Origin of the sequence: Streptomyces sp. 71268, from assembly GCF_029392895.1 — a bacterium.
GTDB lineage: Bacteria > Actinomycetota > Actinomycetes > Streptomycetales > Streptomycetaceae > Streptomyces.
The window spans coordinates 291,809-305,547 of the sequence record NZ_CP114200.1 but is presented as its reverse complement, the minus strand read 5'-3'; the positions used below and the strand labels follow the sequence as shown (position 1 = coordinate 305,547).

Genomic DNA, 13,739 nt, shown 5'->3' with positions numbered 1-13,739 from the left:
AGCCCGCTGCTGAACGGTGGTAGAGCCAGTGCATTGTTAAACCAACCGGCTCGCCGCTGGGGGAGAATATGACCACCGCACCACAAACGGACGCCGCCATGGGCGTGGCTCTGGAGCTCGACGTTCTGAACGCTCCGGACGAGGATCTCGTCGCGCTCAAGGAAAAGGTCTACCGGAACAAGATCGTGGTCTTGAAGGAGCAACACCTCTCGCCCGCCGAATTCGTCACCTTCGGGCGGCGGCTGGGTGAGGTCGAGACCTACTACCAGCCCATGTACCACCACCCGGAGCACAAGGAAATCTTCGTTTCCTCGAATGTGCGGGAATCCGGCCAGCAAATCGGCGTGCCGCAGACCGGCAAGTTCTGGCACCACGACTACTCGTTCATGGCCCGGCCGTTCGGGCTGACGCTCATCTACCCCCAGGTGGTACCCCGGGAAAACCGCGGCACCTACTTCATCGACATGGGCAAGGCGTACCAGAAGCTGCCCCGGGAGATGAAGAACGCCATCGCGGGGACGCGCAGCCGCAACAGCGTCCGGCGGTACTTCAAGATCCGCCCCGACGACGTGTACCGACCGATCACCGAGGTGCTCGCCGAGATCGAGGAGCAGACCCCGGCGGTCACCCACCCCACGGTCTTCCCGCACCCGGTCACCGGCGAGCCGCTGCTGTACATCAGCGAGGCGTTCACCTACGAACTCCAGCAGGCCGACGGCACGCCGCTGCCCGACGGGCTGCTGCGGGAACTGCTCGCCGCCGTCGGCCAGTCCGACCCGACCTTCCAGCACGAGAACATCCACCTGCAGACCTTTGACAAGGGCGACCTCCTCGTCTGGGACAACCGTAGCCTCGTGCACTGCGCCCGCCACACGGTCAAGCCCGAGCCCACCGTCTCGCACCGGGTCACCGTGCACGACGAGTACGAGTTCTACGCCGGCATCGGCGCCCAGCAGACGGCCGACGGTCGCTGAGGGGACGCAGTGGATCTCATGACCCCCGCCGCACCGCGGTCCGTCGAGTACGGCAGCGACGGGCGACTGCTTGAGCGGGTCCTCACCCCGTACAAACCCCACTGTCGATACCTCAAGAGTGCCACCGTCACGCGCCAGGGCGAACCCCGAGACGGTGGGCGGGTCAGCGCGCGCGGGGAATTCAGCATTCCCGAGTCGTGCTACATCGACGACACCGGTCACTTCAACTCGGTCGAGTTCAACCTGTGCTTCAACCAGCTCGTCTACTACCTGCTGGCGAAGTCCGTGAAAGAACGCGTCATGTGGCCGTTCAGCACCTGGACGCTCGACGAGTTCTGGGACAGGCAACTCCCCGACATCCTCATCGTCGACTTCCGCAGCACCTTTCGGCGTGCCATGCGCGGGCGCGGTTTCTGGGGAGAGATCGACGTCGTCGGAATCGACGAACGCGACGGCGACGACGGCTCGATCGCCCTCGTCAGCACGCTGTGCCGCTACGGCGAAGAGGAAATGCCCGCCTGTCACGGCGGCGTGCGGCTCGCCGTGCGGACGACGCGAACTCGGGCCGCGTAAATGCCCGGCACGGACTGTGTGAACTTCAGAGCAGGAGCCATGTCACCTCACGACACCGAAACGCGGGAACGCGCCACGAATTCCGACCCCGCGGCGCCCGGCACCGCACCCGAACCCATCGCCATCGTCGGCATCGGACTCCGCATTCCCGGCGGCAGCAACGCGCCGGACGAATTCGCCGAATTCCTGCGCACCGGCCAGTCCGGACTGCGCGAGCTGCCCACCGACCGGTGGGACCCGGAGGGCCTCACCTCCGACGACCCGGAGGCCAAGGGCGTCATCCGCTGCGAGCGCGGCGGGTTCCTGGACCGCATCGACCAGTTCGACGCGAAGTTCTACAACGTCTCGCCCAAGGAAGCCGACTACATCGACCCCCAGCAGCGGCTCACCCTGGAGACCGCCTGGGAGGCCCTGGAGGACGCCGGCATCGACCCCAGCCCGCTGCGCCACGGCCGTGGCGGGGTGTACGTCGCCGTCAGCAACACGGACTACGCGGGCGAGATGGGCGCGTACGCGCACGAGGAGCTGAACAGCTACATGCCCACCGGCGCGGCGCTCAGCGCCGTCTCCGGCCGGCTGTCCTACTTCCTCGGCTGGCGCGGGCCCTGCATGACCATCGACACCGCCTGCTCGGCCTCACTGGTCGCGGTGCACCTCGCGGCCCAGGGGCTGCGCCAGGACGAGACGGACGTGGCGCTGTGCGTCGGCGTCAACGCCATCGTGAACCCGCGCCCCTACATCCTGGCCAGCCAGTCGAACATGCTCGCCCCCGACGGCCGCTGCAAGACCTTCGACGAGTCGGCCAACGGCTACTGCCGCAGCGAGGGCGGCGGCGCGCTCGTCCTCAAGCGACTCTCCGACGCGCAGCGCGCCGGCGACCGGATCTACGCCCTGGTCCGCGGCTCCGCCGTCGGCTCCGACGGCGAGAGCAGCTCCCTGATGGTGCCCAACGGCACCGCGCAGGAGGGGCTGATGCGCAGGGCCCTTGAGGCGGCCGGGATGCGCCCGCACGACATCTCGTACATCGAGGCGCACGGCACCGGCACCCCGCTCGGCGACCCGATCGAGATCGGCGCGATCACCTCGGTCTTCAGCGAGTCGCACAGCCCCAGCGACCCGGTCACCATCGGTTCGCTGAAGACCAACATCGGGCACATGGAATCGGCGGCGGGCATCGGGGGACTCGTCAAGACCGCGCTCCAGATGCGCGAGTCCACCATCTTCCCGCACCTCAACTTCACCACGCCCTCCACCCGCATCCCCTGGGAGCGGGCGCCCGTCTCCGTGCCCACCAAGGCCCACCCGTGGACGGCCGAGACCAAGCGGGCCCTGGTCAACTCCTTCGGACTGACCGGCACCATCGCCTCCGTCGTCCTCGAAGAGGCCCCCGAGCCCGTGGAGCCCGAGGTCGCCGAGGACGACGGAGGCGGCCACGTCCTGACCCTGTCCGCCAAGTCCGCGCCCGCGCTGACCGGGCAGATCCAGCGCTACCAGCGGATGCTGCGCAACCAGCCCGACACCGACATCGGCGACCTGTGCTACACCAGCAACGTCGCCCGCGCGCACTTCCCGCTGCGGGTGGCCGGCGTCGTACGCGACCACGACGACGTCACCCGGCTGCTCGACCGCGCCCTGGCCAAGGCCGGCCAGAGCGGCCCCGCGGCCGGCGCGGCCCAGGTGGCGTTCCTCTTCTCCGGGGGCGGCACACAGTACGTGGGCATGGGACGGCCGCTCTACGAACGCTTCGCCGTCTTCCGCGACCACCTGGACGCGTGCGACCGGCTGTTCGCCCCGCACCTGGGCCGCTCGATCCGCGCCATGATTCTCGGCGAGACCGACGACGCCGAGCTGATCCACCAGATCAGCTACATGCAGCCGGCCCTGTTCGCGCTGGAGTACGCGGTGGCCAAGCTGTGGCTCTCGTGGGGGGTACGGCCCGCCGTGCTCGCGGGACACAGCATCGGTGAGATCGTCGCGGCCACCGTCGCCGGCCTGTTCACGCTGGAGGACGCCGTCACCCTGATGGCCGCCCGGGCCCGCCTGATGGACGCCTCACCGCCGGGTGCCATGGCCGCCGTCGAGGCATCCGTCGCCGAGGTCTCCGGCCTCCTCGAAGGCCACCCCGAGCTGTCGATCGCCGCCGTCAACGGAACCCGCCAACTCGTCCTGTCCGGCGACAAGGAGTCGCTGGCCTTCGTGGAGCGCCAGCTCACCGAGCGGGGCATCAAGAACCGCCGGCTCGCCGTCTCCTGCGCCTCGCACTCGCCTTTGATGGCCGAAGCGGCCCGCGAACTGCGCGAGGTCGTCTCCCAACTCACGTTCCACGAGCCGGAGTTCACGCTGATCTCCAACCTGACCGGCACGGTGGCCAACCCCGCGGAGATCTCAACGCCCGACTACTGGGCCCGCCACCTGCGCGAGGGCGTCAGGTTCGCCGACGGCATGCGGGCCATCGCCGAACGCGGCCGGCACGTCTTCCTCGAATGCGGCCCGGCCACCGAACTGATCGGCATGGGCAAGCAGTGCCTCGACGACGCGGCCGGCCACACCTGGCTCAACAGCCTGCACGCCGAGGACGCCGACGCCACCGTCACCCGCCAGGCGCTCGCCCAGCTCTACACCGCCGGCGCGCCCGTGGCCTGGGCCGAACACCACCGAGGGCGCGAGCGCCGCCGGATCACCCTGCCCACCTACGCGTTCGACCGGCGCCGCCACTGGCTGCCGGCCCCCGCCGCGCTGCCCACGGCCGGCGGCGGCTCGGGCGGTCACCCGCTGCTCGGCAAGGAGAGCTCCACGGCCGAGCAACGCGCGGCGGGCGTTCGCGAGTTCACCTCGCGCGTCAGCGGCGACCGGCCCGCCTACCTCGCCGACCACAAGGTGATGGGGAAGATCGTCTTCCCCGGCGCCGGATACGTCGAGATGCTGATCGCCCTCCAGGACGCCGTACTCGGCGAGAGCAACCTGCCCATCACCGGCGTCAGCCTGCACGAGGCGCTGCTCATCGCCGACGAGGGCAGCGTCGAGATGCGCACCCGGTGGACCCCGCGCCCCGACGGCACGGCCGACGTCGAGATCGTCAGCCTGCTGCCCGGCGAGGAGCCGAACACCGAGGCCATCGAGCGCCGCCACGTCACCGCCGTCCTCGGCGCGGAGCCCACCGACACCCTCGCCGGCACCGAGCGGCACCTGCGCGAGCTTGCCCAGCAGGACGGCGAGCCCCACACGCGACTCACCGCCGACGAGCTGTACGCCGACTTCGCCGAGATCGGCGTCGACTACGGGCCCCTCTTCCAGGGCCTCACCCAGGCCACCGCCCACGGCCCCGACCTGGCCATCGGTGAGCTGCGCGGACAGGACGAGGCCAGCCCCGAGTACCTGCCGCCCGCCATCCTCGACTGCGCCTTCCAGACGCTGGCCGCCCTGCGCGGCGACAGCGACGTGGTCGCCATGCCGGTGGGGATCAGGAGCTGCCGACTGCTGAAGAAGCCGCGCGGGGCCACGCTCCGCAGCGTGCTGCGCCTGGTGACGCCGGACCCCGAAGCGACGGCCGCGACGGCGGACGGCGACACGGCGCCCGAGCAGCCGCCCGGGCCCGTGCTCGACCTGCTCGTCCTGGAGGGCGACCGCCCCGTGTTCGTCATGGAGCGGCTGACCCTGCGCCAGGTCGCGGGCGCGACGGCGGACCGCGACCGCATGTACTCCGAGGTGCGCTGGGTCAAGCGCTCGCTGCGCGCGGCGGACCCCGAGCCCCGGCACGCGCTGCTCATCGGCCCGGGCCCGGACGGTGTCACCGAGCTGGCCGAGCCCGCCAAGGAACGCAACGTCACCCTCACGGTCGTGCCCAGCGCCGCCGAGGCCGGGAGGCCGCTGCGCGAGGGGCACCCCACCGACGTGTGCTGGTTCTGGCAGCCGCGCCGGGACCCGGACGAGTCGCTGCGCTCCGAGTGCGAGCGCAACTACCGCGACCTGCTCGCCCTGCGGGACGCCCTGGAGGAGGTCGGGTTCGGCCGCGACCAGCGGCTGTGGCTGGTCACCGAGGGCGGACAGTGGGTACCGGGGGACCGGCCGGAGCCGGGACAGGAGCACGAGACCTGGGCCTCGGCCACGCTCTGGGGCTTCGGCCACGTCATGTGGACCGAGTACCCCGCCCAGCGCGTCACCCTCGTCGACCTGCCACCGCGCTCCGCCGGGGGCTACGCGGCGCTGCTGGACGAGTGGGCCGCCAAGGACTCCACCGAGTACCAGGTGGCCTACCGTTCCGGGCTGCGCCACGTGCGCCGCGTCTACACCGGCGTCGGCGGCCCGACCAGCGACGACGTCGAGCTGGTCGTCAAGGAGTACGGCCAGTTCTCCGGGGTCGTCACCGCCCCGCTCCAGGAGGAGCCGCAGCCCCGGGGCAGCGAGATCAGGGTACGGGTGCGCGCGGCCGGGCTCTCGCTCAAGGACGTGTTCAACGTGCTCGGGCTGCACCGGGTCTTCGCCGAGGAGGCCGGCACCGGGCCACTGGAGCTGCCGCTCGGCCAGGAGTGCGCCGGCGAGGTCGTCGCGGCCGGGCCCGAGGCCTCCTTCGAGGTCGGCGACGAGGTCATGGTGGCCCACCTCGGTAGCCTGCGGCGTCAGGTGACCGTCGAATCGGCGCAGGCCACCCGCAAGCCCGTCGGCCTCACCCACGCCCAGGCGGCCGCGCTGCCCACGGCCTTCCTCGTCGCCCACCACGTGCTGCACCGCCTGGCCGGCGTCAGGAAGGGCGACCGCGTCCTCATCCACGCCGCGGCCGGCGGCGTCGGACAGGCCGCGGTGCGGCTCGCGCAACTCGCCGGGGCCGAGGTCTACGCCACCGCGAGCCCGCACAAGTGGCCGCTCCTGCGCGAACAGGGCGTCCGGCACGTGATGAACTCGCGCAGCCACGACTTCGCCGACCAGGTCCTCAGCGCCACCGGTGGCGAGGGCGTACACCTGCTGATCAACAACCTGGACAAGGACTTCGCCCAGGTGGGCCTGCGGGCCCTGGCGCCCGGCGGCCACTTCGTGGAACTCGGCAAGGTCGGCCTGCTCAGCGCGGACGAGGTCGCGCGGGCCAGGCCCGACGTGACGTACACCGACTACACCGACGTCTCGGCCGAGCGCACCGCTGAGCTGGCCAGGGAGGCGCTGGGCACCCTGGCCGAGCTGGTGGCCAGCGGGGAGTTCGCGCCGCTGCCCACCACCGTCTACACCCTCGACGAGATCGACGAGGCGCTGGGCGCCGTCAGTCGTGGCGCCCTCACCGGCAAGGCCGTCCTCGCCTTCGAGGACGAGCAACTCCCCGAGCCCCCACCGGCCGAGGTCGGCCCCGACCACACCTATCTGATCACCGGCGGCTTCGGCTCCCTGGGACAGCTCGCGGCGGAGAAGCTCGTCAGCCTCGGCGCACGCCACATCTCCCTGATGGGACGGCGCACGCCCGCCGAGGCCGAGCTCGCCCAGTTCCAGCGGCGGCTGGGCCCCGACGTCGAGGTCGTCGCCTACGCCGCCAACGTGAGCGTCGCCGACGACGTACGACGGGTCAGCGCGGCCCTGCGCGAGCGGCCCCAGCCGCTCGGCGGCATCGTGCACGCCGCCGGGGTGCTGGCCGACGCGCCGGTGACCGCGCAGACCTGGGAGAGCATCGACACCGTCTTCGGCGCCAAGGTCTACGGCACCCACCTGCTGCACCAGGAGGCGGCCTCACACCCCGAGCTGCGGTTCTTCATCGGATACTCGTCGCTGACCTCCGTGCTCGGCTCGCGCGGACAGGCCAACTACGCGGCGGGCAACGCCTACCTGGACACGCTGATGTGGCGGCGCCGCGCGGCGGGCCAGGTGGGCATGAGCGTCAACTGGGGCGCCTGGGGCGAGATCGGGCTCGCCGCCACCATGGACGAACAGCACATCGCCAACGTCGAACACCAGGGCTTCGGCTTCTTCAAGCCCACCGTCGGCATGCGCTCGCTGATCCGGCTGCTCGACCGGCCGCCGGCCCAGGTGACCATCGCCGAGGTCGACTGGGACCAGTGCGTGGCCACCAGGCCGCTGCCCAACGCCCTCTACCACCAGGTGGGCCGCGCCAAGCAGAACGCGGTCAGCGTCGACCTCGACGCGCTGCTCCAGCTCTCCCGGTCGGAGCGGCGCCAGGGGGTGTCGCTCGTGGTGCGCGGCGTCATCGCCGACCTGCTGCACTTCGACGGCGCCGACGACGTGCCACCCGACGCCCGGTTCTTCGAGGTCGGCCTCGACTCGCTGGCGGCCGTGGAGCTCAAGAACGCGCTGGAGCTGTGCTTCCGGCTGCCCCTCTCCGCCTCCAGCGTCTTCGACCACCCCTCGGTCTCGCTCCTCGGCGAGTTCATCGACGGCCAGCTCACCGCGGCCACGGAAGGAGAACGGCGATGAGCACAGCCGCCGCCGGCGAGCGCCCCCGTACCATCGCCGCGGCCTCGGCCCGACACGCCGAGATCCGGCCCGACCACCTCGCCATCGCCTGCGAGGGACGCACCGTCACCTACCGGGAGCTGCACCTGCGCAGCAACCGCACCGCCCACGCGCTGCTCGCGGCCGGCGCCGTCCAGGGCACCCGGATCGGCTACCTCGGCCACGACGGCGAGCACCTGTACGACCTGCTGCTGGCCTGCGCGAAGACCGGCGTCGTCCTCGTACCGGCCGATCCGCGGCTGACCGCGGGCGAGATCGAGCACGTGCTGCGGGACGCCCAGGCCGAGCTGCTGTTCACCGAGGAGCAGCACCTGCCGGCCATCGAGGGCGTCCGCTCCGGCCTGGACCGGCTGCGCCTGGTCGTGCCGCTGGAGAAGGGCGAGGCGGGCGACGGGTTCCCGGCCTGGACGGCCGCGCACCCCGACACCGACCCGGACACCTCGGCCGGCCCGCGACACCCACTGGCCCAGATGTACACCAGCGGCACCACGGGCGCGCCCAAGGGCGTCGTGCTCAGCCAGGCCAGCTTCTGGGCGATCAGCGACCTGCTGGCCCGCCACGAACTCGACTGGCTCGACTGGCGCGAGGACGACCGTAGCCTGAGCCTGCTGCCGGGCCACCACATCGGCGGGCCCTGGTGGTTCCTGCACGGCTACCGGGCCGGCTGCACCAACGTGCTCGTGCCCGGCTTCGACGCCAAGCGGACTATGGAGCTGATCCGCGACGGCGGGCTGACCACCGCGCTGATGGTGCCCTCGATGCTGCAGATCCTGCTCGCTGAGCCGGACGTGGGACCGGCCGACTTCGCGGGGCTGCGCAAGGTCGTCTACGGCGGTTCACCCATGCCCGAGTCGGTGCTCGCGCGCTGCATCGAGGTCATGGGCTGCGAGTTCGCGCAGATCTACGGCCTCACCGAGACCTGCGCCTCGGCCGTGTGCCTGCCGCCGGCCGACCACTACCCGGGCAGTCCACGGCTCGGCGCCGCCGGCCGCCCCTACCCGGGGGTCGCGGTGCAGGCCGTGGGCCCGGACGGGGCCGTCCTCGGGCCCGGCGAGATCGGCGAGCTGCGCATCGACACCCCGGCCGTGATGGAGGGCTACTGGCAGCGCCCCGAGGAGAGCCGGCGCACCCTGAACGACGGGTGGCTCTACACCGGCGACGCGGGCTACGTCGACGCGGATGGCTACGTGCACGTCTGCGACCGGATCAAGGACGTGATCCTGGTCGCCGGCGAGAACGTGTACCCGGCCGAGGTCGAGAACGCCCTGAGCAGACACCCCGGGGTCGCCGACGTCGCCGTGACCAGCGTGCCGCACCAGGTGCGGGGCGAGGCGGTGCACGCCTGTGTGGTGCCGCGCCAGGGGGAGCGGCCCAGCCCCCGGGACCTGTTGCTGTTCCTCAAGGGGCGGCTCGCCGACTACAAGATGCCGAGCAGTTACGAGTTCGTGGACGAGTTGCCCCGCAACGCCGGCGGCAAGGTCCTGCGGCGCGCGCTGCGCGAGAGGGCCTAGGGAGAACCGATGGAACAACGTACCGACGTCGTCGACCCGCGGGACCTGATGGACCTGCCGCTACCCCGGCCCGGCGAGTGTCCCTTCGGGCCGTCGCCCGACTTCGCCCGGCTGCGCGTCGAGGCGCCCGTCGTCCAGGTCAGGTGCCCCACCGGCATGCGGGCCTGGCTGGTCAGCCGCTACGCGGACGTGCGCGAGGTGCTCGGCGACGCGGAGCGGTTCAGCAGCCGCACCGGGCAGGTGCCGCACATGATGGGACACGCCGACCCGGGACGCCCGGTGCGCCCGGGCGAGTTCACCCGCATGGACGGGGCCGAGTACCAGCGCTTCCGCCGCCACATCGGCCCCGAGGTCGGCACCCCCAAGCGGCTGGCGGAGCTGCGCCCGCGGGTGGAGGCCATCGTCGACGAACGGATCGACGCGCTGGCCGCGGGCGGCCCGGGGGCCGACTTCTACGGGGACTTCACGGTCCCCGTCACGACCGCGGCGATCAGCGGCGTGGTCGGCGTGCCGTACGCCGACCGACACCTGTTCCACCACGCGGCGGCCGCGGTCTTCAGCGACGTCACGTCCGAGCCGGAGATGGCGGCGGCGATGCGGCCGCTGCACACCTACCTCTACCAACTGGTGCGCTCGCGCCGCGAGGACCCGCAGGACGACGGGGTCAGCCGGATCATCGCCCGCAGCGAGGCGGCCAACGAACCCTTCACCGAGGCGGAGTTGGTGTCGATGTGCGCGGTGATGCTGGTGGCGGGGTTCGACACCACCGCCACCGCCCTGGCCCACGGCATGTTCGCGCTCCTCGCCTACCGCGAGCAGTACGAACGGTTGCGGACCGATCCTTCACTCATCCCCAGCGCGGTGGAGGAGATCGTGCGCTGCTTCGGGGGCGCGGCCGGCATCGCGCGTCAGGTCACGCGGGACACCGAGATCGGTGGCACGCCGGTACGCGCGGGCGACTACGTGGTGGTGGCCATCCAGGCCGCCGACCGGGACCCCGCGGAGTTCGAGGACCCCGACAGGATCGACGTGGGGCGCCGGATGAGTGGCCACCTCGGCTTCGGCTACGGAACGCACCAGTGCTTCGGGCAGCAGACCGCCCGCCTGGAGCTGTCGGTGGTGCTGGAGAAACTCACCCGTCGCATTCCGTCCCTGCGCCTGGCCAGCGCCGTGGAAGAAGTGCCGTTCAAGAAGAACACGCCGGTGATCGGCCCCGCGGCCGTGCCGGTGACCTGGGACAAGGTTCTGCCGCGGGAGAGGGGGCGGGGCTGATGAAGGTCCGGGTCGACGGGGACGCGTGCGTGGCGTCGGGCATGTGCGCCTACCTGGCGCCCGCCGTGTTCGACCAGCGGGAGGACGACGGCGTCGTCGTCGTGTTGCGCGAGGTGCCGGACGAAGGGCAGTACGAGGCGGTGCAGGACGCCGTCCGTAACTGCCCGGCACGGGTGATCTCGGTCGAGGACGCGGACGACCCGACGGAGGGATGACGACCGTGGGCGGCTGGCTCGCGCACCCGCGCGGGCCGGCCGCCCGCACGCCGATCGCGTGGCTGGCCGGGCGGGCCGGGCCGTCGCTCGGCGACGTGCTCGGCGACGGCGGGAGGTACCGGGTGGGGCCGCACGGGCCGGCCCGGACAGCCGGCCCCTGGTCGGAAACGGTCCGATGGGCGGCGACGGTCAGATGGGCCGCCCGCTTAGGCGGTCGTCGCCGGCCAGGATGGCCTGGTGGAGGTCGCGCAGCGGGCGACAGGGTTCGAGGCCCAGCTCCTCGTTCAGCCGCCCGCAGGCGGCCCGGTAGACCATCAGGGCCTCCGCCTGGCGCTCGGAGCGGTACAGCGCCATCATCAGATAGCGGTAGAACGTCTCCCGTAGCGGATGGTCGCTGATCAGCGCGTAGAGCTGCCCCACGATCTCGCGGTGGCGCCCCAACGTGAGGTACTCCCCGATGAGCAGCTCCAGACACTGCAGCCGGGTCTCCTCGAGCCACGTCGCGCAGGCGTTGACGATCGGCCCGTCGCGGGCGTCGTCGAAGGCGGGCCCGCGCCACAGCGCGAGCGCGGACTCGAAGCAGCGCAGCGCCTGCTCGTGCCGCCCGAGGCGGACACGCTCCCGACCGTCGTCCACGAGTCGCTGGAAGTCGGCGCTGTCGAGTTCGTCGGAGCCAAGGCGCAGAAGGTAGCCCAGTGGCCGGGTGACGATGGACTGGCCGTTGTCCCCGGCGGCGCGCAGGAACTTGCGCACCTGGGAGACGTAGACGTGCAGCGCCGCGTGGGAGCGGCGGGGGGCTCGGTCTCCCCAGATCTCGTTGATGAGTTGCTCGGCGGTGACCACCTGGCCGGCCCTGGCGAGGAGCGTGGCCAGCAGGACCTCCGCCTTGTGCGCGGTGATGTACGACGTGTCCTCGGGGCCGATGACTCGGATAAGGCCCAGTAGTTCGTATCGCATAGGACTCCCCGTATGCCCTCCGTCGCGGTCATCGGGGGCGCCGGCAACATGCCCCAGTGGCATAACCGCTGACGCGTCGCGGGGGTACCTCCCATGGTGATCATCGTTGCCGGATCGATATGTTCCGGGCGGCGCGGCGAGTGGGCACGGGCGGATTCGCATGCCGTGGCCATCCCGTCGCGCCGGCGTGCGCCGGGGCTCGGGGCGTCGGGTCGCGGGCAGGCGCGCCGCGCGCTCGGGGGGCGTGAGGGCGTGGCAACGCGGGCGGCGCGCCCTCGGGCAACGCGAAGTACCGCGTCCGGTTGGCGCGTTGGGGTGACTTGCTGTGCACCGCGCCAGCGTGCGACAGGTCGTCGTTGGCGGGCGCCGTGGGCGTGGGCTTTCGGCCAGCCGGCGCATGTGGCCTGGGTGGGAGGCGAGTTGGTGGGTGACGCGATGTGACAGGGGCGGGGGCGTGACGCGTGCGGAGGGGAGGAGCAACCGGCTCAATGCCCGACAAGTGACGTGGCGTCAACAGCACCCGTATAGCCGCTCGTTGGCCGAGACGTCAACACGACGATTTCCGCTTTTAGGCCAGTGGAGCGGGATGTAGTGACACAGGGAAGACTAAGGTTTGGCTAACCTTAGTCGGGTGGTAAGTTCTCGGCGTTCCACGACGCCAACGACGGGCTGCTGGTGGCCTGTTCACCCGTCCGTCGGGAGCCGTCGTGCCTCGGTGCGCCCATGGGTGGCCGTGTCACGCCTGGGCCGCTTCCCATCCCTTCACCGGAACGGACGACCTTGCCCATGACCACGGGACCCGCACCCGTTCGCCAGCTCGATGACTCCGCCGTCACCGAACTCACCCAGGCCGCGCGGCGAATCCTCGCCGACTGCGGAACCTCCGCCACCTCGCCCGAACTGCTGCGCCGCGTCGCCGGTGCCGCGGCCCGCCTCAGCCAGGCCACCCGGGACCACTGTCGGCCGGTCGACACCGATCACGGGCTCTACGTCCTGCGCGGGCTGCCCGTCGACGACGTCGAGGTCGGCGCGACCCCCGAGAGCTGGGCCAAGGCCGGCGACTCGGGCGCCCTCTGGGACCTGGTGTTACTCCTGCTCGCCAGCGCGATGGGCAACCCCATCGCCTGGGAGGGGCAGCAGGAGGGCCGCTTCGTCCACAACATCGTTCCCGCGCCCGGCCACGAGCAGAAGCAGACCGGGGCCAGCAGCAACGTCCTGCTCAGCCCGCACACCGAGGACGCGTTCCACCCGGGGCGGGCCCATCTGCTGTTGCTCGGCTGCATGCGTAACCACGACCACATCGCCACCACCGCGGCCAGCGTCCGGCGCGTACGGCTCGCCGAGGCGGACATCGCGACCCTGTGCGAGGCCGAACTGCCCATCCTGCCCGACGACGCGTACACCCAGGCCCGCGACGTCTCCGGGAGCCAACCCGCCGTGCCCACGCTCTGGCGCGGCGAGCGCGGCCTCACCCTGCGCTTCGACCCCGCCTACACCCCGCTGGAGCGCGCCGGGGACGCCTACCGCGCCGCTTATGCGCGCCTTGAGGCCGAGTTGGAGCGGGTGTCGATGGCGGTGAGCCTGGACCCCGGCGAGGTGCTCGTGCTCGACAACGACCTCGTCGTGCACGGCAGGGTGCCGTTCCGGGCCCGCTACGACGGCACCGACCGCTGGCTCAAGCGGGCCTCGGTGCGCGTACCGGGGCGTCGTACCCGTCCGGTGGCCGAGAATCGCGAGGACGGGTACGGCCAGTCCGTCATCGAGGCGCATGCCGTCTAGTGTCCGGTGGC

General features: G+C 71.7%; 8 protein-coding genes. 7 read left to right on the top strand and 1 reads right to left on the bottom strand.

Translation table 11 applies throughout. The features are described from left to right. The first annotated feature begins 98 nt into the window (after window positions 1-98). From OYE22_RS00970 to OYE22_RS00945, 6 genes are read left to right on the top strand one after another with little or no spacing between them, the layout of a single operon-like run. Complete coding sequence (locus OYE22_RS00970; protein WP_277323927.1) at window positions 99-974, top strand: TauD/TfdA family dioxygenase; 876 nt, start codon at window positions 99-101, stop codon at window positions 972-974. Between the two features lie 18 nt (window positions 975-992). Then, the gene (locus OYE22_RS00965; RefSeq protein WP_277318590.1) at window positions 993-1,547 is read left to right on the top strand and encodes an FcoT family thioesterase; all 555 of its coding nucleotides are present in this window, start codon (window positions 993-995) and stop codon (window positions 1,545-1,547) included. 39 nt (window positions 1,548-1,586) lie between these two features. Next, entirely contained in the window at window positions 1,587-7,955 is a 6,369-nt protein-coding gene (locus OYE22_RS00960; RefSeq protein ID WP_277318589.1) for a type I polyketide synthase, read from the top strand. Continuing rightward, window positions 7,952-9,505 carry a long-chain-fatty-acid--CoA ligase gene (locus OYE22_RS00955; RefSeq protein WP_277318588.1) on the top strand — a complete coding sequence of 518 codons (1,554 nt, stop codon included), beginning with the start codon at window positions 7,952-7,954 and terminating at the stop codon, window positions 9,503-9,505. The genes OYE22_RS00960 and OYE22_RS00955 overlap by 4 nt, the downstream gene beginning before the upstream one ends. Before the next feature lie 9 nt (window positions 9,506-9,514). Then, a complete protein-coding gene (locus OYE22_RS00950; RefSeq protein WP_277318587.1) occupies window positions 9,515-10,777 on the top strand; it encodes a cytochrome P450 in 1,263 nt (420 codons plus the stop codon). Then, window positions 10,777-10,992 carry a ferredoxin gene (locus tag OYE22_RS00945; protein ID WP_277318586.1) on the top strand — a complete coding sequence of 72 codons (216 nt, stop codon included), beginning with the start codon at window positions 10,777-10,779 and terminating at the stop codon, window positions 10,990-10,992. The genes OYE22_RS00950 and OYE22_RS00945 overlap by 1 nt, the downstream gene beginning before the upstream one ends. A 189-nt stretch (window positions 10,993-11,181) precedes the next feature. Here the strand turns inward: OYE22_RS00945 and OYE22_RS00940 are convergent, their stop codons facing one another. After that, complete coding sequence (locus OYE22_RS00940) at window positions 11,182-11,949, bottom strand: AfsR/SARP family transcriptional regulator (protein WP_277318585.1); 768 nt, start codon at window positions 11,947-11,949, stop codon at window positions 11,182-11,184. 786 nt (window positions 11,950-12,735) lie between these two features. Here OYE22_RS00940 and OYE22_RS00935 point away from each other — a divergent pair. After that, entirely contained in the window at window positions 12,736-13,728 is a 993-nt protein-coding gene (locus tag OYE22_RS00935) for a TauD/TfdA family dioxygenase (protein ID WP_277318584.1), read from the top strand. Window positions 13,729-13,739: the final 11 nt, after the last annotated feature.